The 20,547-nt window shown below is 63.6% G+C and carries 19 protein-coding genes; 14 read left to right on the top strand and 5 right to left on the bottom strand.

The features are described 5' to 3' along the window. Window positions 1-36 precede the first annotated feature (36 nt). The 3 genes from ACCO56_RS18590 (at window position 37) to ACCO56_RS18580 (ending at window position 2,650) form a co-directional block, all read left to right on the top strand. The gene (locus tag ACCO56_RS18590; protein ID WP_433642300.1) at window positions 37-837 is read left to right on the top strand and encodes a maleate cis-trans isomerase family protein; all 801 of its coding nucleotides are present in this window, start codon (window positions 37-39) and stop codon (window positions 835-837) included. Between the two features lie 184 nt (window positions 838-1,021). Then, window positions 1,022-1,939: a 2-dehydro-3-deoxygalactonokinase gene (locus ACCO56_RS18585; RefSeq protein ID WP_433642299.1), complete on the top strand. Its 918-nt coding sequence runs from the start codon at window positions 1,022-1,024 to the stop codon at window positions 1,937-1,939. A gap of 57 nt (window positions 1,940-1,996) precedes the next feature. Beyond that, window positions 1,997-2,650, top strand: a complete 654-nt coding sequence (locus tag ACCO56_RS18580; protein WP_433642298.1) for a protein-L-isoaspartate(D-aspartate) O-methyltransferase — start codon at window positions 1,997-1,999, stop codon at window positions 2,648-2,650. Between the two features lie 401 nt (window positions 2,651-3,051). Here ACCO56_RS18580 and ACCO56_RS18575 read toward each other — a convergent pair whose 3' ends face one another. The 3 genes from ACCO56_RS18575 to ACCO56_RS18565 are packed head-to-tail and all read right to left on the bottom strand — an operon-like array spanning window position 3,052 to window position 6,915. After that, window positions 3,052-4,020, bottom strand: coding sequence for a substrate-binding domain-containing protein (locus ACCO56_RS18575; protein WP_433642297.1), 969 nt, complete (start codon window positions 4,018-4,020; stop codon window positions 3,052-3,054). Further along, window positions 4,007-5,332: an ABC transporter permease gene (locus tag ACCO56_RS18570; protein WP_433642296.1), complete on the bottom strand. Its 1,326-nt coding sequence runs from the start codon at window positions 5,330-5,332 to the stop codon at window positions 4,007-4,009. The genes ACCO56_RS18575 and ACCO56_RS18570 overlap by 14 nt, the downstream gene beginning before the upstream one ends. Then, complete coding sequence (locus tag ACCO56_RS18565) at window positions 5,329-6,915, bottom strand: sugar ABC transporter ATP-binding protein (protein ID WP_433642295.1); 1,587 nt, start codon at window positions 6,913-6,915, stop codon at window positions 5,329-5,331. The genes ACCO56_RS18570 and ACCO56_RS18565 overlap by 4 nt, the downstream gene beginning before the upstream one ends. Before the next feature lie 216 nt (window positions 6,916-7,131). Between ACCO56_RS18565 and ACCO56_RS18560 the strand changes: the two genes are divergently transcribed. Next, entirely contained in the window at window positions 7,132-8,133 is a 1,002-nt protein-coding gene (locus ACCO56_RS18560; protein ID WP_433642406.1) for a LacI family DNA-binding transcriptional regulator, read from the top strand. Window positions 8,134-8,438: 305 nt separating this feature from the next. Here ACCO56_RS18560 and ACCO56_RS18555 read toward each other — a convergent pair whose 3' ends face one another. Continuing rightward, window positions 8,439-9,029: an amino acid synthesis family protein gene (locus ACCO56_RS18555; protein WP_433642294.1), complete on the bottom strand. Its 591-nt coding sequence runs from the start codon at window positions 9,027-9,029 to the stop codon at window positions 8,439-8,441. A gap of 181 nt (window positions 9,030-9,210) precedes the next feature. Between ACCO56_RS18555 and ACCO56_RS18550 the strand changes: the two genes are divergently transcribed. The 7 genes from ACCO56_RS18550 (at window position 9,211) to ACCO56_RS18520 (ending at window position 16,333) form a co-directional block, all read left to right on the top strand. Then, complete coding sequence (locus ACCO56_RS18550; protein WP_433642293.1) at window positions 9,211-11,016, top strand: helix-turn-helix domain-containing protein; 1,806 nt, start codon at window positions 9,211-9,213, stop codon at window positions 11,014-11,016. 112 nt (window positions 11,017-11,128) lie between these two features. Then, on the top strand, window positions 11,129-12,142 hold the full coding sequence (locus ACCO56_RS18545) for a flavin reductase (protein ID WP_433642292.1): 1,014 nt from the start codon (window positions 11,129-11,131) through the stop codon (window positions 12,140-12,142). Window positions 12,143-12,147: 5 nt separating this feature from the next. Then, complete coding sequence (locus ACCO56_RS18540) at window positions 12,148-13,659, top strand: aldehyde dehydrogenase (protein WP_433642405.1); 1,512 nt, start codon at window positions 12,148-12,150, stop codon at window positions 13,657-13,659. A 44-nt stretch (window positions 13,660-13,703) separates the two neighbouring features. Then, the gene (locus ACCO56_RS18535) at window positions 13,704-14,786 is read left to right on the top strand and encodes an LLM class flavin-dependent oxidoreductase (protein WP_433642291.1); all 1,083 of its coding nucleotides are present in this window, start codon (window positions 13,704-13,706) and stop codon (window positions 14,784-14,786) included. Beyond that, complete coding sequence (locus ACCO56_RS18530; RefSeq protein ID WP_433642290.1) at window positions 14,786-15,625, top strand: alpha/beta fold hydrolase; 840 nt, start codon at window positions 14,786-14,788, stop codon at window positions 15,623-15,625. The genes ACCO56_RS18535 and ACCO56_RS18530 overlap by 1 nt, the downstream gene beginning before the upstream one ends. Beyond that, window positions 15,618-16,022 carry a carboxymuconolactone decarboxylase family protein gene (locus ACCO56_RS18525; protein WP_433642289.1) on the top strand — a complete coding sequence of 135 codons (405 nt, stop codon included), beginning with the start codon at window positions 15,618-15,620 and terminating at the stop codon, window positions 16,020-16,022. Before ACCO56_RS18530 ends, ACCO56_RS18525 begins: the two co-directional genes overlap by 8 nt. Beyond that, window positions 16,019-16,333, top strand: a complete 315-nt coding sequence (locus tag ACCO56_RS18520) for an NIPSNAP family protein (RefSeq protein ID WP_433642288.1) — start codon at window positions 16,019-16,021, stop codon at window positions 16,331-16,333. The genes ACCO56_RS18525 and ACCO56_RS18520 overlap by 4 nt, the downstream gene beginning before the upstream one ends. Window positions 16,334-16,434: 101 nt before the next feature. On the opposite strand, the gene ACCO56_RS18515 is transcribed toward ACCO56_RS18520, so the two are convergent. After that, window positions 16,435-17,088, bottom strand: a complete 654-nt coding sequence (locus tag ACCO56_RS18515) for a cysteine hydrolase family protein (RefSeq protein ID WP_433642287.1) — start codon at window positions 17,086-17,088, stop codon at window positions 16,435-16,437. A gap of 202 nt (window positions 17,089-17,290) precedes the next feature. On the opposite strand from ACCO56_RS18515, the gene ACCO56_RS18510 reads away from it, so the two are divergent. The 3 genes from ACCO56_RS18510 to proX are packed head-to-tail and all read left to right on the top strand — an operon-like array spanning window position 17,291 to window position 20,515. Further along, the gene (locus tag ACCO56_RS18510; RefSeq protein WP_433642286.1) at window positions 17,291-18,475 is read left to right on the top strand and encodes a quaternary amine ABC transporter ATP-binding protein; all 1,185 of its coding nucleotides are present in this window, start codon (window positions 17,291-17,293) and stop codon (window positions 18,473-18,475) included. A 2-nt stretch (window positions 18,476-18,477) separates the two neighbouring features. Continuing rightward, complete coding sequence (locus ACCO56_RS18505; RefSeq protein WP_433642285.1) at window positions 18,478-19,413, top strand: ABC transporter permease; 936 nt, start codon at window positions 18,478-18,480, stop codon at window positions 19,411-19,413. Between the two features lie 55 nt (window positions 19,414-19,468). Continuing rightward, on the top strand, window positions 19,469-20,515 hold the full coding sequence (gene proX / locus ACCO56_RS18500) for a glycine betaine/L-proline ABC transporter substrate-binding protein ProX (RefSeq protein ID WP_433642284.1): 1,047 nt from the start codon (window positions 19,469-19,471) through the stop codon (window positions 20,513-20,515). Window positions 20,516-20,547 lie beyond the last annotated feature (32 nt).

The raw sequence follows: 20,547 nt of genomic DNA, 5'->3' as shown, positions 1-20,547 counted from the left end.
CCAGACAGGCCAGAACCCAGATAGAAAGGCCAGATCATGACAATCGCTGTGCAGCCGGCCGGCCAGGCCGGGCTCGTCTCGAACACCGAGAACATCCCCTTCGAGACCGACGACGGTGTCGGCCGCCTCGCCAATCTCGGCCTGCTGGTGCTGCGCACGGACCAGACCATAGAGGACGAGTTCCGCTTCGCCTTGCCTGATGGCGTCGCGCTCTACGGAGCCCGGCTGCATTCGCCGGTCGAGATCACGCCGGACAATCTTCGTAAGATGGAGGCGGACATTGCCGGCACCGTTGGCCTTCTGCCCGACGTGCGCTTCGACGTCATCGGCTTCGGCTGCACGTCCGGCGCCCTCGTTATCGGCGAGAGCCATGTGGCCAAGCGCGTGCGGGAAGCAATGCCTGAGGTGAAGGTGACGGATCCGGTGACGGCGGCGCTCGCCGCCTTCAAATCGCTTGGCGCAAAACGGGTCGCGCTCCTCACCCCCTACATAGCCACGATCAACCATTCGCTGCGCGAAGCCTTTATCGCGCGCGGGCTGGAGATCCCGGTCATGGGCTCGTTCAACGAGCCCGACGACAATCGCGTCGCCCGCATCACGGCCTCGGCGATCGAGAAGGCGATCGTCGATGTCGGTTCATCCGATGCCTGCGACGCGGTCTTCGTCTCCTGCACGAGCCTTCGCGTAGCGCGCATCGCGGAAAAGGTGGAGGCCCGGCTTGGCAAGCCCGTGACGTCGAGCAACCACGCCATGGCCTGGCACATGCTGCGCCTCGGCGGATACGACAAGCCTATCGAGGGCCTCGGCGCGCTTTATCGCCGCGGGCTTGGCACGTGAATGGAGGTTTGGTTTCGGTGAATTATCGAATTTGAGCCATTTGTCTCGTAGCGGATTTTTCGCGGAACCGGGCGACTAGTTTCGGGTTTCGACACCATGGGAAGGTGATCTTGGCGGTAGGGTAGTATGGCGATCGGGTTCCTCCTCGACTAAGTCTACTGTTGAAGCAAACGGGAATCATCGCATGGCCGGCAGGACGGAATGGATCGCGGTCGATTGGGGCACGTCCAACCTGCGCGCGTGGGGCATCGATGCAGGCGGTTCCATCACCTTCGCCGCATCCTCCGACAAAGGCATGGGCAGGCTGGAACCGTCCGCCTTTCCCGCGGCATTGACGGAGGTCCTGACGGGCCATGTCGAAAGAGATGGCGATCCGCTCGACGTCCTGATCTCTGGCATGGCGGGAGCCAGGCAAGGCTGGCGAGAGGCGCCTTATCTCGAAACCCCCGCGAATCTCGCCAGGCTCGCCGCCGCCTCCGTGCGTCCAGAAATCAAGGGCTCACGCCTCTCGCCACGCATCCTGCCCGGCATCTGCCAGCGCGAGCCCGGCGCCGAGGATGTGATGCGGGGCGAGGAGACTCAGTTGCTGGGCGTTTCCGCGCTGATCAAAGGTTTCTCCGGAATAGTCGTCATGCCGGGAACCCATTCCAAATGGGTTGAACTGGACGGCCGCATGGTTCGGCGCTTCGCCACGGCCATGACGGGCGAGATTTTCGAAGTGCTCGGGACACATTCGGTGCTTCGTCATTCGGTGAGCGGCGCGGACGACGACGGTGATCGCAACGAAGGCTTCGAAAGCGGCCTCAATGCAGGTTTGGCGCGGCCCGAAATGCTGGTCTCCGAGCTCTTCCGGATACGGCCGCGGGCCTTGCTTTCCGGTGTCGACCCCGCCTGGTGTTCGGGCTTTCTTTCCGGCCTGCTCATTGGCGCGGAGATAGGCGGCTTGCGCCGTTGGACATCGGGTGGAGAGATACCGTTGGTCGGCGGCAAGAAGCTTTGCAGCCTCTATGCCAGGGGCTTTGCCAAACTGGGCATTTCGACGCGCATGGTTGATGCGACCGACGCGACCCTCGCCGGTCTCAAGGCCGCGCGGGAACTCTGATACGTCTGGCGGTGATTAGGCTATAATCGACCCGGAGGCTCGTTGCGGTCGGGGCCGATGGCTGATTTCAAGGAAGCACGGGCAAGGATGGTCGATCGCCAGATCGCATGGCGCGGCGTTGGCGACGACCATGTCCTTCGCGCCATGCGATCGGTGCCACGTGAAGCTTTCGTGCCTGAAAGCATGCGCGTCTTTGCCTATGACGACGCGCCCCTTCCCATCGGCGAGGGACAGACGATCTCGCAACCCTACGTCGTCGCGCTGATGATCGAGGCGGCCGCGCTTCGCCCCGGCGAGCGGGCGCTGGAGATCGGCACCGGCTCCGGTTATGCGGCTGCGGTTATGGCGGAGATCACCGGGCAGGTATTCACGATCGAGCGCCTTGGCGGGCTGGCCGACGCGGCTCGGCGCCGCTTGACGGAGCTGGGCTACGCCAATGTCGAGGTGCGCATCGGCGACGGCACGCTTGGCTTGCCGGAGGCTGCTCCTTTCGACGTCATCATCGCGGCGGCCGCGGGCCCCGAAGTGCCGGCGGCCTGGAAGGGGCAACTTGCGGCGGGCGGCCGCATCGTCATGCCCGTCGGCAGCCACTGCAGCCAGGACCTCATCCGCCTGACCCGCCGCGAAGACGGCGGATTCGACAAGGTGTCCCTCGGCGACGTCCGTTTCGTGCCACTGCTGGGCGCCCAGGGCTGGCGCGATCCGCGGTGACGGACGACCTTTCCGGCAAGCCCCTCATCCGCCTGCCGGCCAATTCTCTCGCACGGAGAAGCCGCTGCCATGTCGGCCTTCGCCGATCGCCAAATCCATGCGGCCGGCGTCTGAAAATGGCCTTCCTCATTGCTGGGCAGCTCCCCCTCTCCGTCTCGGCTTCGCCGAGCCACCTCTCCCCCACTTCGTGGGGAAGAGGAAAGGCGCCGAGCGCGCGGCCGGCGATTCCTCTCCCCTACGCGCAGCGTGGGGGAGAGGTGGCTCGGCGAAGCCGAGACGGAGAGGGGGAGCCTGTCGTGCGCGCCATGCTCATCTGCAAAGATTGGCCGCCAGGCAATCGTGCAGGAAAGTGTGAATCCGATAGGTCAGGGGCGTCTCTCGGCCAGCCTGTGGCTGGCGAGCTACATTCCCTTGTCCTTCAGGACTTGCGCGGCGTTCTCCGCGGTCACCTTCTCGGTCGGCAGGGTGATCGTCTTTTCGACTTTCTCACCCTTGAGGTGTTTCAGCGCCTGGCGAAGCCCTTCCGCCCCGGGTGTGGCGTAGAGGAAGGTGGCGGTCAGTTCACCGTTCTTCACCCAGGTCACCCCTTCCGCGGGCAAGGCGTCGATGCCAATGAATTTGATCTCCTTCTCCCGGCCGACATCCTTGGCCGCCAGATAGGCGCCATAGGCCATGGGATCGTTGTGGCCGTAGACGAGGTCGATCTTCTCGTGATTGCGCAACGCGGTCGCCATGATGTTGTAGGCCTGATCCTGCTTCCAGTCGCCGGATTGCTGGTCGAGCAGGTTCTTGATGCCGGGCTCCTTGTCGGTGAACTCGTGGAAGCCGTCATGGCGGTCATGCGCCGGCTGGGTGCCCATGCCGCCCCAGATTTCGACGACGTTGCCCGCGGCCTTGCCGGGACCCCCGAGCAACTCGACGGCATACTCGCCGGCCGCGCGGCCGATCAACTTGTTGTCGCCGCCGACGAACTGCGTGTACTGGTCCGTATCGACATTGCGATCCAGCACGAAGACCGGGATCTTGGCATCGATCGCCTGTTGCACGACACCTGTCAAACCTGCCGATTCCTTGGGTGAGATCAGCAGCGCATCCACTTCCTGGCGGATGAGGTTCTCCACATCGGCCACTTGCTTCTCGGTCTTGTCCTCGCCGTCGGTGATGATGAGCTCGACGTCCGCGTGCTTCTCCGCCTCGGCGATGATGTCCTTGTTGAACTGGGCGCGCCACGGTTCGATCGTGGTCGCCTGGGAGAATCCGATCTTCCATTTCTTGTCCTGCGCGAAGACGTCCTGGCTGGCGAGCAGCGAGGTACCGGAAACGAGGATGGCTGAGAAGGCGGCAAGCTTGAACAGGTCACGGCGTTTCATTGGCGTTTCCTCCGATTTTCTTGACCACGGTTTCTTGTGACGTCCGTTGTCGTCCGGACGCGTCCTTTTGCGCCGGCCGGGATGCCGGCCGGCGCATAAAGCTCAGGAAGTCGGCGAGGTTGCGCTCTTGTACGAGCACGGTGCCGATGATGATCAGCCCCTTGAAAACCAACTGCAGGTTCGAGTTGATGTTGTGGAGCTGGAGGATATTGGAGAGCAGCCCGAAGATCAGGACGCCGCAGAAGGTGCCGGCCATGCTGCCGCGCCCGCCCATGAGGCTGGTGCCGCCGATGACCACCGCGGCGATCGCGTCGAGCTCGAGTCCGGCGCCCGCATCGGGCTTGCCCTGCCTGTACTGCGCGACATAGAGCACCGCCGCGATACCGGCGAGCAGGCCGGCGACGGCATAGGTGGCTATCTTCACCTTGTCGGCTTCGATGCCGGAAAGCCGGGCGGCCTCCTCGTTGCCGCCGATCGCGTAGACATAGCGGCCGAACGGCGTGAAGCGCAGCACGGCTGCGTAAAGAGCGATCGCCGCGATGAAGAACAGGCCGGGCATCGGAACGACCCCGAACACGAGCGAGCGCAGCGTGTCGAACTCGGCGACGGCATTGCTGCCGGTATAGACCGGCAGGACGGCGTTGTTCTGCCCGGCCGTCAGGCGGGCTATGCCGAGCGCCGTCACCATCATCGCCAGCGTGACGATAAAGGGCTGCAGCCTGCCGGCGACGATGATGATGCCGTTGATCGCCCCGAAGCACAGGCCGACGCAGGGCACGACGATCAGCACGCCCAGCACGCCGAACTTCGCATTCATCTGCGGCAGCAGATACCAGAGGAGGAGGCCGGCAAGCGCGATACCGACAGCCAGGGGAATGACGACGCCGCGTGTCCTGTCGAGCGGCAGGTCTCGGGCCTTTTCGGCACCGCCTCGCGATTTCTCGGCATTGGCGAACAGGAAGCGCGCGACCGCCGCTCCGACCAGCAGGGCGACGAGAGCCGCCATCGGCAGGCCCATCGCCGCGGCAGGCGTTCCGCCGGCGACCGTGAGCAGCATGGCGCAGACCACGCTGCAGATCGCCATCAACGAACCGACCGAAAGATCGATGCCGCCGGTGATGATGACGGCCGTCATGCCGGTGGCGATGAGGCCCGTGATGGAGACCTGCCGCAACACGTCGAGCAGATTGCCGTAGGAGAGGAAGATGTTCTTGCCGGAAGAGGTCTCGGGCGAGAACAGGACGCCGATCAGGAAGATGGCTATCAGCCCCCAATAGAGCTTGGTGCGTGACAGGAGGCGCAGCACCGTCATGCCGCCGCCTTCCGGCCGTAGGGCGCAGCAAGCTGCATGATGCGCTCCTCGCTGGCTTCGTCCCTCTTGATCAATCCGGTCTGGCGGCCTTCGGACATGACCAGGATGCGATCGGAAAGCAGCAGCAGCTCGGGCATTTCCGAACTCACCACCACGATCGCCAAGCCGTCTTTCCGGGCCAGATGGAAGACAAGGTCATAGATCTCGCGCTTGGCGCCCACGTCGATGCCGCGGGTCGGTTCGTCGAGCAGCAGCACGCGCGGTTGCGTCGCCAGCCATTTGCCGATGACGACCTTCTGCTGGTTGCCGCCGGAAAGCGTGCCCGCGGCCTGACCGACGCTCTCGCATCGTATGCCGAGCGCCTGGACGGCCTGCCGCGCCAGCCTCGTCTCACCGGCAAAGGAGCGGATGCCGAATCGGGCGAGGCGTCCGACAAGGGGTAGCGCGACATTGTCGGTGATGGACGATTGGAGATGCAGTCCCTGGCCTTTGCGGTCTTCCGTCACCATGGCGAGGCCGAGCCGGCGGGCGTCGCGGGGCGAGCGTATGTCGGCCAATTCCCCCCGGATCCGGATTTCGCCGCCGGGGCGTCCCGTGGCGGAGCCGAAGATCGTCTCGAGGATTTCCGTGCGGCCGGATCCCAGCAATCCGCCGATGCCCAGGATTTCTCCCGCGTGGAGATCGAAACTGACGCCGCGCAGGACCTTGCGCCATCCGCGGCGATGGGGCTTCTCGAGAGTCAGGTCGCGCACGGAGAGAAGAGTCGCACCGCGTTCCGTCATATCTGCCGCCGTCGCCGCGAGAAGATCACGGCCGACCATGGCGGCAATGATGTGGTCTTCCGTCAGCTCGGTCATGATGCTGGTCATGACATGGCGGCCATCTCGGAACACCGTCACCCGGTCGGCGAGATGCATGACCTCGTCGATCCGGTGCGAGATATAGACGATCGCGACTCCTTCCCTGGCGAGCTGTCTTACGATCCTGAACAGCCTCTCGCATTCCAATGGCGACAGCGCAGAGGTCGGTTCGTCCATGATCAGGATACGCGCGGAGAAAGACAGCGCCTTGGCGATCTCGACGAGCTGCTGCTCGCCCACCCGAAGATTGCCGACCCGCATGTCCGGATCGAGGTTGATGCCGAGCCTTCCGAGCAGATCTCGGGCGGCCGCCCTGCCGGCCTTGCGGTCGATGACGAGGCCGGCGATGCGCGGCTCGCGCCCAAGGAAGACATTGTCGGCGACGGTGAGCTCCGGCACCAGGTTGAGTTCCTGGTGGATGATGGCGATGCCCGCGGCCTCGGCCTGCCGGACATTGGCGAAGCTGACAGGCATGCCGTCGAGCAGCACCTCACCCTCATATTGGGGATAGACGCCGGAGAGGATCTTCATCAGCGTCGACTTGCCGGCGCCGTTTTCGCCCATCAGCGCGTGGATCTCGCCGGAAGCGAGTTCGAAATGGACATCGCTCAGCGCGACGATCCCGCCGAAACGCTTGCCGATCCCGCGCGCGGCGAGAACGGGCGCGCCCTCATGAGGCTTCTTGTCCTGATCGGAAGACACAACAACACGCGCGCCTGTCATAACAACGATGGCCTCCCGTCCACGCTGCTACCGCCGGAAACGCTAATCGAAACGTTTCGGTCTTGTCAATCGGTGCGACGGGCCGCGATCTATGTTGCAACGCAAATGCTTGCTTTTCTTCTTCATATTCCCTAGTCATCATCGATCTGAACTATCTAAACGTTTCGGCAGATGGACGAAGTTAGGCGCCGAGGCAGGAAATCCAACGCACCGACGATGATCGACGTGGCGCAGGCGGCAGGCGTCTCCATCGCTACCGTCTCGGCGTTCATAAACGGCACGTCCAATGTCAGCCCGGAATTGGCGCAGCGCATCGAGACGGCGATCGGTGCGATCGGATATCAGCGTAACGCCATAGCCAGGAGCCTCAAGACCGGCGCCACCAGGACGATCGGCCTGACCGTCGCGGACATACGCAATCCATTCTTCACCGATGTCGTCGCCACTATCCAGCAAGTGCTGAACAAGGCGGGTTACGCGGTCATGCTCTGCAGCAACGACGAGGATACCGCCAAGCAGGACGATCAGATCAAGCTCCTGCTCGACAGGATGGTCGACGGGCTGATCATCGCTCCGGCAGGCGAAGATGACGTCATGAAGCGTCTCGTCACGACCGCGCGCAAGCCGGTCGTGCTGATCGACAGGATCTGCGACGGCCTCGACATCGACGCCGTCGTGCTCGACAACCTCAAGGCTCTCTTCGATGTCACGAGCTACCTGCTGGGTCTCGGCCATCGCCGGATAGGCTATCTCTCCGGCCCACCCGACACGTCGACGGGCAGGGATCGGTTGACCGGCTACCGCAAGGCCTTGGGCGCGGCCGGCGTAGAGTTCGTCGCCGACCTCGTGCGCGACGGGAGCTACCGCGAGGCCGACGGCTACCGCGCCGCCATGCAGTTGCTGACGATGCCTGAGCAGCCTACAGCCATCGTCTCCGCCAACAATCTCATGGTCATCGGCGCTATGCGCGCGATTCGCGATATGGGCCTCACCTGTCCTGCCGACATCTCGGTCGCCTCCATGGACGATTTCCCCTGGGCAGATGCCTTCAGCCCGCGCCTGACCACGGTCGCCCAGCCGGTCGAGGCGATCGGCGAGCAGGCGGCCAATCTGCTCCTCGAGCGGTTGCAGGGCCGGGCGCCGGAGCGCGCGCGCAAGATCGTGCTGCATGGCAGTCTGGTGGTTCGCAACTCCTGCGCTCCCCTGGCGGTCCGCTGAGCGGAGCCATACCAACGGTCAAAAAGATTGACCGTTGCAACGCGCGATCGCAAGCTCTGCCACTTTGAGTGACGCATCGTGCTTTCCGAACCCAAGGTTCGGACCGATGCGTGGCGCGAAAGCCAAGCGGCCCGGATGGGCCGCACCGACAATTGAGGCCCCCTGCCAACATCCAGGACCAGTTTATCACTCCGGATGGAGTGTTCTCGCGATGGAATGCTGGACCCGAACGGCGTCGCCGTGGCGGGTGAGCCTCATGTCCATCTCTTCGGCCGACGTGCTGCCGGGACCTGAACTCGGCGGCTTCAGGCGCTTTGCGGCTTTATTCCCATCTCCTGCATATCCTGGAAGCGGTCGCCGATGCGCGGATGCATGCGGCCGCCGTCCGAGGCGCCGATCGCCACCAGGATCTCGTCGCGGTCTGGTGCGTCGCTGACGCAAAAATCGAGCGTCAGAAAATGCGAGCGCTGGCCGACGATGGTCTTGTGCGTCATCGGCAACGACACCATCGCGCCGGCGGCGTGGCGGGTGTTGGTGAAGCTCAGATAACTGGTCCCGCCGGCGGCTTCTCGGAAGACATTGCCGAAGCGCAGCGTATGGATGAGAGCCGAGCCATGCTCGATCTCGCCGGCGAGGCCGACCACCGCAGCCTTGCCATAAGCCTCGATGCGCTCGGGAGGGCACAGTTCCAGCAGTCGGCCGACTAGCGCGTCGGCGAGCTTCGGAGAGATCTCCAGAACCTCGGGGCGCAGATCCTCGACGAAGCCGCGGTGCGCCCAAGGGTTCCTGACGATTGCCGCGACGGCCACTGCCGTCACCGGCCGTGGTCCGGCTTTGCCGCCTTCGATGAAGACCTCTTCGGCGTGGCGGACGATCTTGCGAATTTCCAGGCTCATGGTCTTCCTTCGTCAATGGGTTCCGATCGGGATTGCTGGAGGCCCCGACGCCATGGGCACGATAGGCTCCACGCGGCCGCGCCTCTTCCTACGGGAACGAGGAGAAACCCTCGTTGAAATCCTGCCTTAGAGATGACAGTTTCCTGGCGTTCACCCACAGCCCATGTTTGAGGAGGATCTGTTGAACGCGATCGATCGCCCGCTTTCGCGTGCCCTAAGGGATGTCGCGCGTCTCATCAACTCGAGCGTCGATCTCGACACCACGCTGCAGCATCTCGTCGACGCCGCCTGCCACAACACGGTCTGGAAGATGGGCGGGGTGATGAGCATAGATCAGGCAAGCGGCGACGCGCTCGTGGTGGCGCGGCATGATTCCAATCTCTTGGGCGGGTCCTACCAGGACCGCTGGACGCTCGCGACGAGCCCAACCCTGATCGCCCTCACGCGCAACGAGCCGGTCATCATTCGCGACGCGCAGGCGGCGTCGGAGTTTCCCGGCTATCAGGAGGAAGCCATTAAGCGCGGCTACCGCACGGTTGTCGTGCTGCCGCTCGGCTGTAAGGACATGGAGGGCCGTGCCATCGTGCTTTCGGTCCAGTCGCGCAGCGTCGTGGATCTTTCCGAGGCCGATCTCGCCTTCCTCGAGACCATCGTGCATTTGGGCGCAATTGCCGTCGACAAGGCCCACCGGCTGAGGGCCGAGCGCGTCGCGGCCGAGCGGCTGCAGAACGTGCTTGCCGCGCATTCCGCGCTGATGCGCAAGGTGCTCTCGGACGGCTCCGTGGCCTCGGCCGCCGCCATGGTCGAAACCTTCCTGCCGAATCCCACCGTCGTGGTGGACCTGACCGCCAATCTGGTCGTTGCCGACCGCTCTCCCAAGCCCGACGTCGTGGACGATGTCCGCTGGCGCGACGAGGTCAATCGCAGCATGAGTCGCCAGTTCCTGCGCATCACCCGCGAAGTGGCGAACAATACGCGGCTGGAAATCGGCAAGCTTTATCTGAGCGTCGGCGACCAGCACCTCAACCTGCCCGCCGTCGTGGAGCCGCTATCGGTGGACGATGAAACGGTGGGCGCGCTGATCGTCTTTTCCCTCAACACCGATTTCAGCGATCTCGACCACCTGCTTCTGGAGAGCGCGAAATTCGCGCTCAGCGTCCAGATGATGCGCAGCCATCTGCGCTTCCAGACGGAATCGCATACCGCCAGCGAACTGTTTGCCGAGATCGTCTCGGGCAAATGGCGCAACACGGACGACCTGATCGCCCGCGCACGGCGGCTGGGCATAGGGGTCGATTCTGCGGCGAGGCTCGTCGCCATAGGGCTGACGGAAAGCTGCACGAAAGACGGCAAATCCCTGCAGGAACTGCATCGATCCGTCGTTCGCCTGGCAGAGCAGCAGAACCCGCCGGCAACGGCCGCCCTGCTCACGGATATCATCCTGTGCCGGGTTCCGGGCCCGGAACTGGACGGCGAGGCCGCGGCGAAGGCGCTGGTGCGCAAGATCATCGAGGAGGCGCAATGGCTGATCGGCAGCAAGCCGATCGTGGTGATCGGGAAATCCTGCGCCGGCATCCACGACCATGCCCAGGTCTGGCGCGAATGCGAGCGGATGATCCGCCTCGCCGTGCGATTCAACCGGACCGGCCTTCTCGCCGCGCAGGACTTCGGCCCATTTCCGCTGCTGCTTTCGGCGGCCGATACGAACGAAGTGCGCTCCTTCGTGGACGTCACCATAGGCGCGGTTTCCCGCCACGACGAGGCGCACGGCACCGACTATGTCAGGACGCTGACGGTCTTTCTCGAGCATGGCTGCCGGAGCCAGGCCTGCGCGGACGCCATGGGGCTGCATGTCACCACGCTGCGCTATCGCCTGAACCGTATCCAGGAATTGTTCGGCATCGAGATCGATACGCCGGAGCGCCGTTTCGCGCTGGAACTCGCCATCCGCCTCGACGAAACGCTCTCGCATAACGAGCAGATCTGAAGCCGTTCTGCTCTGCTGCCTAGGAGGTTGATCGAAACCTCTCCTGCGGAGCGCAGGAAGAGCCCACCTGCCCCCAAGGCTATCTTCTCCGCAAAACGGAGAGGCATGGCGCATGTTGGCCGTGAGCGAAAAAGAGCAGAGCACGATCGATCCTGTGGAGTTGCGGCGGGCGTTCGGCACTTTCGTCACCGGTGTCACCGTGGTGACGACGCGCGACCGGGATGGCGCGCCGCGTGGGATGACCGCGAATTCCTTCACCTCCGTCTCGCTCGATCCTCCGCTTCTCCTCGTTTGCATAGGAAAGACGGCAAGCAGCTTCCCGGCATTCGATGCCGGCGACAGCTTCGCGGTGAATATCCTGCACGAGCACCAAAAGGAGGTGGCGAGCCTCTTCGCTTCGAAATTGGTCTCGAAGTTCGATGCGGTGGCTTATGACACCGTCCATACCGGCGCGCCGGTCCTGTCCGACAGCCTAAGCTGGTTCGACTGCACGGTGCACGATCGCGTGGAGGCAGGCGACCATGTGATCCTCGTCGGCCGCGTCCGCGCTTTCGGCACCAGTCCGGCCGCCCCGCTGGGCTTCTGCCGCGGGCGCTACGTCTCGGTGGAAGATCCGATGCCGCCCGGATGGACGCCTTCGCACCGGATGATGATCGGCTACCTCGTCGAGCATGAAGGCCGCATCCTGCTGCGCAGCGACGGATCGGGAGGTTGGGGCCTGCCGGCCGCGAGCCGGCGCAAGGCCGGCGACGTCGTCAGCCTGGACGAGCAGGGAACGGTCGCGCTGCGTGCCGACGGTGCGTTCCTCTATTCCGTCTTCGACGTCGCCGACCAGGAACCCGGCTATGTCGTCTATCGCAGCGTATTGTCCGACCAGGGCGGCAAGACCCCGGAGTTGCCGTCCTCGCTGAAGTTCTTCGCGCCCGACGAACTGCCCTGGGAGCGCATACCCGTCCGGCAGATCCGCGCGATGCTGCGCCGCTATCTGCACGAACGCAGGGAGGCTCGTTTCGGCATCTATGTCGATTCCAGCGATGGCGGCCGTGTCGCCATGATCGACGGTCCGCCGCGGCATTGGCGCATGCTCGACGGCATGGCCTTCGACCAGGAAAATGCAAAGGAATGAACGGAATGGACCTTACGGCAAGGGCGATCGAAGGGTCGCGGCAGGATTTCTACATCGCCAATGAGCGCGTCGCTCCGAAATCGGGCCGCTACATACCGAGCTACGATCCGACCAATGCCGAGCCCTGGTATGAGGTCGCCGATGCCGGCGCGGAGGATGTGGACACCGCCGTGCAAGCCGCGAAAAAGGCGTTCGCCGATCCGGCATGGCGGCGCCTGACGCAGACCGATCGCGGCAAGCTGCTGCGCCGGCTCGCCGATCTCGTCGCCGAGCATGCCGACGAGCTGGCGGCGATCGAGACGCGCGACAACGGCAAGCTCCTCAAGGAAATGCACGCGCAGCTTCGGGCGGCGCCCGACAGCTATCTCTATTTCGCGGGGATGGCCGACAAGCTGCAGGGCGACACCGTGCCGGTCAACAAGCTGGACATGCTGAATTTCACGTTGCGCGAGCCGATCGGCGTGGTCGGCATGATCTCGCCCTGGAATTCGCCGCTGATGCTTCTGACGGGCACGCTGGCGCCTTGCCTGGCCATCGGCAACACCGTTGTCGTCAAGCCGTCCGAGCACACATCCGCTTCCACCCTCGCGCTGGCCGAACTGATCGCGCGCGCCGGTTTTCCGGCCGGTGTCTTCAACGTGGTGACCGGCAATGGCGCGACCGCAGGCGAGGCCCTGACGCAGCACCGGGACGTCGTCAAGATCGCCTTCACCGGCAGCACGGCGACTGGCCGTCGCATCGCCGCCAACGCCGCCAGCCGGCTTGTCTCCTGCCAGATGGAGCTGGGCGGCAAGTCGCCTCATGTGGTGTTTGGGGATGTCGACCTTGACCGCGCGGTGAACGGCGTCGTCGCCGGGGTGTTCGCCGCCGCGGGGCAGACCTGCATCGCCGGCTCCCGTTGTTTCGTCGAGGCAGGCGTCTACGAGGCGTTCGTCGAACGGCTGGTGGAGCGCACGCAGCGCATCCGCATCGGCCACCCGACCGACCCCGAAACCGAGCTCGGCCCGTTGGCGCTGGCCGCCCAACTCGACAAGGTCGAGCAATATGTGGGCTACGGCATTGCCGACGGTGCGCGGCTGGCGATCGGCGGCCGCCGCCCACAGCGGGAGGCGCTCGCGAAGGGCTGGTATTACGAGCCGACCGTGCTGGCGGATGCTCGCAACGACATGCGCTTTATGCGCGACGAAATCTTCGGCCCCGTGGTCGGCGTCGTGCCCTTCCGTGACGAGACCGAACTCATGGCGCTCGCCAACGACACGAATTACGGCCTGGCCGCCGGCATCTGGACCCGCGACATCGACCGCGCCATGCGCTTCGCCCGCAATGTCGACGCCGGCACGGTCTGGATCAATACCTATCGCTCGGCCGCTTTCATGTCGCCCTCCGGCGGCTTCAAGGAAAGCGGCTACGGCAAGCGTGGCGGCTTCGAGGTCATGAGGGAATTCTCGCGTCTGAAGAATGTCGTGGTCGATTATTCGGGCGCCACCCAGGACCCGTTCGTCATCCGCCTGCGCTGATTTCCTGTCGAGCGATCCGCTGAAATACTGGAAAGGACATTGCCATGAAGTTTTCCGTCGCCCTGAACATGGAGCGATTCAGTCCCGCCCGGGATATGCGGGAGGTGGTGGACGAAACGCTGGAGATCGTGCGCATGGTCGATGCGGCCGGCTTTGAGACGCTCTGGTCGGCCGAGCATCACACGATCGAATTCACCATCGCGCCCAACCCGTTTCAACTGTTGACATGGTGGGGCTCGCATACCGAGCAGATCCGGCTCGGCACCGCGACGATCGTCGCGCCCTATTGGACCCCGATCCGCCTCGCGGGCGAGGCCGCCCTTTGCGATCATCTGACCGAGGGCCGCCTGGAATTCGGCATCGCGCGGGGCGCCTATCAATATGAGTTCGACCGCATGGCCGGCGGCATCCCGCAACAGGAGGGCGTAGCCTATATGAAGGAGCTGCTGCCCGCGGTCCAGAAGCTGTGGGCTGGCGATTACGCTCATGAAGGTAAGTATTACAACTTCCCGCTCGCCACGTCCGTCCCGAAGCCGTTGCAGCAGCCCAATCCGCCGATCTGGGTGGCCGCGCGCGATCCCGGCACCTTCGACTGGGCGGTGCGCAACGGCCACAACATCCTCTCCACGCCGCTGTCGCGACCGGTGGCCGAGGTCGGCATTCTCGGCGACAAGTTCAAGAAAGCGGTGGCCGACCATCCCAATGTACCCCGGCCGCGCTTCATGATGCTGCGTCGCACATGCGTCTACGAGCGCCCGCAGGACTGGGAACTGCCGGTGCGTTGCAGCATCGACTATGGCCGCAGCTTCGAGAACCTTTTTCAGAACATCGGCACCGTGAAAAACGGCTTCCCCGAAGCCGTGCCTTACGAAGCCGTCGCCAACCGCACCGAGTACGATCCGCAGGCCATTCGCGACAATCTCGTCTTCGGCACGCCGGACGAGGTGATCGAGAAGCTGATGGTCTATGAAGCAGCCGGGGTCGATCAGTTCTGTCTCGGCCTCGCCTTCAATCTGCCTTTCGAGGTGCAGAAGAAGTCGCTCTCGCTGTTCGTCAAGGAAGTGATGCCGGTCTTCGCCGCGCGCGAGCGCGACGCGGCAAAGGAAAAGTCGCGGGCGATCGCGTGATGGCTGGCACGGGGAATGACGATATCGATGCGGTGTTCGACGCTGATGGCGTCGGCATCCGTTATCGGCTGGAGGGAGCGGGCTCGCGCCCTCTCATATGCGTACACGGCGTCGGCTCCTATCTCGAGGCCTGGGACGGCGTGGTCGAGCGGCTCGCGCCCCATTTCCGTATCCTGCGCTTCGACCTGCGCGGCCATGGTGGTTCGGCGCGCGTGAAGGGACGCTATGAGATCGACGACTTCGTGCGCGAGCTCCTGCATCTCGCCGACCATGTCGGTTTTGCGGGCTTCGCGTTGGCCGGCTTCTCGCTGGGCGGCCTGATCGCCCAGCGCGCGGCGCTCGATCACCCTGACCGTATCGAGCGGCTGGTTCTGCTCTCTACCGTTGCCGGACGCAACGAACTCGAAAAGGAGCGCGTGTCGAACCGCCTTTCCATGCTCCAGAGCAAGGAGCCCGGTTCGCATTACGACAATTCGGTGAGCCGCTGGTTCAGCGAGGCGTTCCAGAAGGCAAATCCGCAGCTCATGGCGAGGCTGCGCGAACGCAACGCCGACAATGATCCGGAATGCTATGCCGCCGCTTATCGCGTGCTGGCCGAGAGCGACTTCGGCGACGAATTGAGCGGAATCCGGTGTCCGACGCTCATCGCGACGGGCGAGGAGGATCAAGGATCCAATCCTCGCATGGCCGCGCTTATGCATGAACGCATTGGCGGCTCGCGACTCGTGATCCTCCCCGCCAAGCGTCACTCGATCCTGATCGAGGCGCCGGACCAAGTGGCGGAATTGATGCTACCATTCCTGCTTTCCGACCAAAGCAACGAGACGAAACATGGATAGAGACCTTCAGGCGAAGGGCGAGAAGGCTCGCCGTGCCGTCCTCGGCGACGCCTATGTCGACACGGCATTCGCCAACGCCGACCAGTTCTCGCTGCCGTTTCAGGACGTGCTCAACGAATATTGCTGGGGGCAGTGCTGGACTGATGACGGCCTGTCGCTGAAGCAGCGCAGCCTGCTCAATCTCGGCATGCTGGCCGCCTTGGGGCGGATGCATGAATTCAAGACGCATTTCCGCGGAGCGATCCGCAACGGGTTGGGCGATGCGGAACTGCGCGCGGCGCTGATCCAGATCGCCGTCTATTGCGGCGTGCCGGCAGGGGTGGAGGCATTCCGCGTCGCCCGTGAGGTGCGCCAGGAAATGGCTTCGGAAGCAGCCGGCGGGAAAGGCGGGTCATGATCGTCGAGGAACGCATCTACAAGATCAAGGCCGGCAGGCTCGCCCGCTACATGCAGCTTGTGCGCGAGGAGGGCCTGGCGATTCAGCAGCCGATCCTGGGTAATCTCATCGGCTATTTCCAGACCGAAATCGGCCCGCTTAACCATGTCGTGCATCTGTGGGGCTATCGTGACCTGAACGATCGCGCCGAACGCCGCGAGCGGCTTGCGGCCGACCCGGCATGGCAGGCCTTCACCGTGAAGCTCACCGAAAACATCGACGGCCTTGAAAATCGGATACTTGTCCCGACCGATTTCTCGCCGCTGCGCTAAAACGTGTCGCCGATAATCGGATTCGCGACACGCTTTATGTGCTTGATTGTACATGTCGTTATCGCAAAAGCGCTGCGCACTTTAGGGCGACATGCTTTAGGCTAGGCCGGTGCCCGGACGGAGGCGGGTGCCGACAATCCCAGCGTAGTCAACACCGCGTCGGCCGTCATCACCCATCCATAGTTGCGCGCGAAGCCGTCGAGCGTCGCCCGGTGGCTGGGAACATGGTTGGATGACACGGCATCCTCCACGAGAACGGTGGGGTATCCGAAATGGACGGCGTGGCGAGCGCTGTCCTCCACACACATCTCAGTGACCGTGCCGACGAAGACAAGCCCGTCGACCTCCAGCCCCTTCAGTCTCTCGTCGAGATCGGTGGCGTGAAATGCGCTGAAGTAGATCTTGTCAAGGACCGATTCGCCGGAAAGCGGCGCCAGCTCGTCAATCACCCCGGCCGCATCGAGCATGCCTTCCGCATCCGCATAGGAACGCAGGAAACCCGGCACGCACGCGTAGGTCGGAGCATCGAGCAAGCCGATCCATCCGAGCTTGCGGGCAAGGGGTCGATAGAGGGGGGCAGCAATGTAACGGGTGAACAGGACAGGCTTCGCACCGGCGCGAAACGCCTGGATCAGCGTGCGGATCGCGGGGATGGTCTGGCGCGCAGATGGCACCTCCAGCGGCGCTCCCCTGCGCACGAAGTCGTTCTGCATGTCGATGACGACTAGGGCCGGTTTCCTCAGTTCCGTCAGCATGCAGGCTCCCCGATCAGTGCGTCTTGCAGCCTACGACGGCCGGTGCCGATACGTATGCTGCTATTCATAGCATCCAGGCGCGCGGCAATCCTCGTTAACGGTGGAAGACGCAGGTGGGAATTACTCTTTGATTGGACGCAATGGCGAGCCTGCGATGCAATTGATAACAACACGTAGCGGGTCGCAGGAGCGGAGGGTCGGTGTGACAGATCGAATAACGGTCGAGGGCGTCTACAAGATTTTCGGTAAATCCCCCGAAGAGGCGCTTCGGCTGATGGAAGCCGGCGATACGAAAGAGGGCGTGCTCGCCAAGATCGGGCAAGTCGTAGGCTTGTGCGACGTGTCGCTTACCGTGCCCGCAGGTTCGATATACATGATCATGGGGCTATCGGGCTCCGGCAAGAGCACGTTGGCCCGGTGCGTTAACCGTCTTATCGAGCCCAATGCCGGGCGCATCCTTATCGACGGACAGGAGATCACCGGGGCCGACGAAGCCCAGTTGCGCGAAATCCGCCGTACACGGATCTCAATGGTTTTCCAGCACTTCGGCCTGCTGCCGAACAGGACGGTCGTCGAAAACACCGAGTTCGGCCTGAAGCTGCGCGGCGTTACGGTGCGCGAGCGCAGAAACAAGGCGATGGAGGTTCTCCAGATCGTCGGTCTTGCCTCCTGGGCAAATCATCTTCCGCACGAGTTGAGCGGCGGCATGCGCCAGCGTGTCGGTCTGGCGCGCGCGCTCGCCACGGATGCGGATGTGCTGATCATGGACGAGGCGTTCAGCGCGCTCGATCCGCTCATCCGCAGCGAGATGCAGGACGAATTGCTGCGCCTGCAAAGGACTCTCAAGAAGACCATCCTCTTCATCACGCATGATTTTCAGGAAGCCCTGAAGCTTGGGTCCCGCATCGCCATCATGTCCGATGGGAAGGTGGTCCGCGAAGGCACCCCGCAGGACATCGTGCTGAACCCGAACAATGACTACGTCGCCGCTTTCACCCGTGACGTCGATCGGGCGCGCCTGTTCGATGCCTGCTCCGTCATGGCGCAATGCAAGCCGCTCGCGCTCAACGGAGAAGGCAAGGCCTCGAGCACCGTCGACAGGGACGCGCCAGCGTTTGTCATCGACGACGGTGGGCGGATAGCCGGTGTCGTGGCTGCGGACGCGCTGGCGCGCCTCGAGCAGGGCCTGGCCATCCGGTCCGTCATGACCCAGGACTACGAGATGGTGACGAGTACGGCCAAACTGTCGGAGGTGGCCAGCATCTACCGACGGGACAGGCCCATCGCGGTGGTCGACCAGAGCGGCCGTCTGATGGGCCGCATCGATCCCCTGCAGATTTTGGCTCGCATCGGCGTACCGGCGCAACCCCCCGCGGCAGGTAACTGACCATGTTCAATGCGGATAATCTCTATGTCGTCCCGCTGGATCAATGGATCCAGGTCGGCGTCCGATGGCTGGCGCTCCATTTCCGGCCGCTGTTCCAGAGCATCAAATGGCCCGTCGAGACGCTGCTGACGGCGATCGACAGCCTGCTGCACGCGGTTCCCTTTCCCGTGCTCGCCATCTGCCTGGCGCTTATCGCCTGGCGAATCGCCTCGCGCGGCGTTGCAATCTTCACGCTGATTTCGCTGATCGTGATCGCCTTCATCGGCCTGTGGTCCGAAGCCATGACGACGCTGTCGCTCATCGCAACCGCGATCGTCGTGTGCGTGATCGTGGGCATTCCCATCGGCATAGTGTGTGCGCGTAGCGATCGCGCCTGGACCATCATCCGACCGGTGCTCGATGTCATGCAGACGACCCCGAGCTTCGTGTACCTCGTCCCTGTGGTCATGCTGTTCGGCGTGGGAACCGTTCCGGGCGGCGTCGCGGTGATTGTTGCGGCCGTTCCTCCGCTGATCCGCTTCACCAATCTCGGCATTCGGATGGTGGACGCCGAAATGATCGAGGCGGGCCGCGCCTTCGGGGCCACCAATCGCCAGCTCCTGTGGGAAGTCCAGCTGCCGCTGGCCCTGCCCACCATTCTCGGGGGGTTGAACCAGACCGTGCTCATGGCGATGGTCATGTCGGTGATCGTGGCCATGATCGGCGCCGAAGGGCTCGGGCTTGTGGTGCTGCAGGGCCTTGGCCGCCTCGACGTCGGCATGGCCGCGGTTGGCGGCATCGCGATCGTATTGCTGGCGATGATCCTGGATCGCATCACGCAGGGGTTGGCCAGACAGAAGCCGAAATCCGATCGAGGTATCCGGACCGCCCTGTCGCGGGCATTGCGGCCCCGGCGCGAAGATGTCGAAGACCTGGAAGCGCATCATCAGCAGATCTGAAGCATCCCACCCATTCAGACAGGACGACTGACATCCTGTCGCAGGAGGAGAATACATGACACTGAACTACAGCAAATTGGCAGGACTTGGGTTTGCCGTGACGCTCGCCACGGTTCTGGCGGGAGCGCCAAGCCATGCGCAGGACAAGCCCGGCGAAGGCAAAACCATCCGCTTCGTTTCGTCCGATAGCCTCGGCGCAAATTACGTTCAGGACCAGATCCTGATCGCCGGCCTCGAGAAGCTGGGCTACGAGGTGAAGCTGTCGACCATGAATATGTCGGCGATCCTGCAGGCGATGTCGCAGGGCGACCTCGATATGACCGGCGACATCAATTGGCCGCAGGCCCAGCCTGCCATCGAGCAGATCGGCGATACCGTCGAATTGATGAATGAGGGAACGATCACCGGCGGCGGCATCAACGGCTATGTGATCGACAAGAAGACGGCCGAAGCCCACAACATCAGCAATATCTCGCAGCTCAAGGACCCCAAGATCGCCGCCCTGTTCGACAGCGACGGCGACGGAAAGGCCAATCTCACCAACTGCGATCCCGCATGGAAATGTGGAGACGTCGTCGATTACCAGATCGAGGAATTCGGGCTGAGCGATACGGTGCGTTCGGTTCGCGCCAAGTACGAGCCGCTTGTCGCCGAGGCATTCGCGCGCGCCGATCGCGGCGAGCCGATCCTGCTCTACACCTGGAGCCCTTCCTGGATCGTCTATCGGCTGAAGCCCGGCGAAAACGTCGTTTGGCTGCCGATCCCGTACGACGCCCTTCCCGAAGGGGTCACGAAACCGAAGACGCACGAGATCAAGGATGTCGCAGGCTGTGCCGGCGGACAGAACCCGTGCCGCATGGCGGTGGGGCCGTGGAACTGGCGCACGCTCGGCAACAAGGAATTCGTCGCTGCGAATCCGGCCGTCAAGAAATTCGTCGAACAGGCGAAATGGCCGCTGGACACCTGGAGCAAATGGGAAGGCGATCTCGGAACCGGCGCCAAGACCAATGCCGATATGAAGAAGGTCGCCGACGCCTGGATTTCCGAAAACCAGGCCGAGTTTGACGGGTGGTTGAAAGAAGCTGCGGCCGCCGCGCAGTAAAGCGAGCAACCGACCGGGACCGGGACGAGGTT

The organism is Mesorhizobium sp. 1B3 (assembly GCF_050958605.1).
In the GTDB taxonomy this organism is placed as follows: Bacteria; Pseudomonadota; Alphaproteobacteria; order Rhizobiales; family Rhizobiaceae.
The sequence above is the reverse complement of the archived record's forward strand: the minus strand, read 5'-3'. Positions and strand labels throughout refer to the sequence as shown.

What these genes read in the sequence shown, in the direction of transcription:
- ACCO56_RS18545 (WP_433642292.1), top strand. Translation starts at nt 11,129, where the DNA reads ATGTTGGCCGTGAGCGAAAAAGAGCAGAGCACGATCGATCCTGTGGAG.
- ACCO56_RS18520 (WP_433642288.1), top strand. Translation starts at nt 16,019, where the DNA reads ATGATCGTCGAGGAACGCATCTACAAGATCAAGGCCGGCAGGCTCGCC.
- proX (WP_433642284.1), top strand. Translation starts at nt 19,469, where the DNA reads ATGACACTGAACTACAGCAAATTGGCAGGACTTGGGTTTGCCGTGACG.
- ACCO56_RS18515 (WP_433642287.1), bottom strand. Translation starts at nt 17,088, where the DNA reads ATGCTGACGGAACTGAGGAAACCGGCCCTAGTCGTCATCGACATGCAG.
- ACCO56_RS18565 (WP_433642295.1), bottom strand. Translation starts at nt 6,915, where the DNA reads ATGACAGGCGCGCGTGTTGTTGTGTCTTCCGATCAGGACAAGAAGCCT.
- ACCO56_RS18540 (WP_433642405.1), top strand. Translation starts at nt 12,148, where the DNA reads ATGGACCTTACGGCAAGGGCGATCGAAGGGTCGCGGCAGGATTTCTAC.
- ACCO56_RS18530 (WP_433642290.1), top strand. Translation starts at nt 14,786, where the DNA reads ATGGCTGGCACGGGGAATGACGATATCGATGCGGTGTTCGACGCTGAT.
- ACCO56_RS18555 (WP_433642294.1), bottom strand. Translation starts at nt 9,029, where the DNA reads ATGAGCCTGGAAATTCGCAAGATCGTCCGCCACGCCGAAGAGGTCTTC.
- ACCO56_RS18580 (WP_433642298.1), top strand. Translation starts at nt 1,997, where the DNA reads ATGGCTGATTTCAAGGAAGCACGGGCAAGGATGGTCGATCGCCAGATC.
- ACCO56_RS18505 (WP_433642285.1), top strand. Translation starts at nt 18,478, where the DNA reads ATGTTCAATGCGGATAATCTCTATGTCGTCCCGCTGGATCAATGGATC.
- ACCO56_RS18590 (WP_433642300.1), top strand. Translation starts at nt 37, where the DNA reads ATGACAATCGCTGTGCAGCCGGCCGGCCAGGCCGGGCTCGTCTCGAAC.
- ACCO56_RS18560 (WP_433642406.1), top strand. Translation starts at nt 7,132, where the DNA reads ATGATCGACGTGGCGCAGGCGGCAGGCGTCTCCATCGCTACCGTCTCG.
- ACCO56_RS18570 (WP_433642296.1), bottom strand. Translation starts at nt 5,332, where the DNA reads ATGACGGTGCTGCGCCTCCTGTCACGCACCAAGCTCTATTGGGGGCTG.
- ACCO56_RS18535 (WP_433642291.1), top strand. Translation starts at nt 13,704, where the DNA reads ATGAAGTTTTCCGTCGCCCTGAACATGGAGCGATTCAGTCCCGCCCGG.
- ACCO56_RS18525 (WP_433642289.1), top strand. Translation starts at nt 15,618, where the DNA reads ATGGATAGAGACCTTCAGGCGAAGGGCGAGAAGGCTCGCCGTGCCGTC.
- ACCO56_RS18585 (WP_433642299.1), top strand. Translation starts at nt 1,022, where the DNA reads ATGGCCGGCAGGACGGAATGGATCGCGGTCGATTGGGGCACGTCCAAC.
- ACCO56_RS18575 (WP_433642297.1), bottom strand. Translation starts at nt 4,020, where the DNA reads ATGAAACGCCGTGACCTGTTCAAGCTTGCCGCCTTCTCAGCCATCCTC.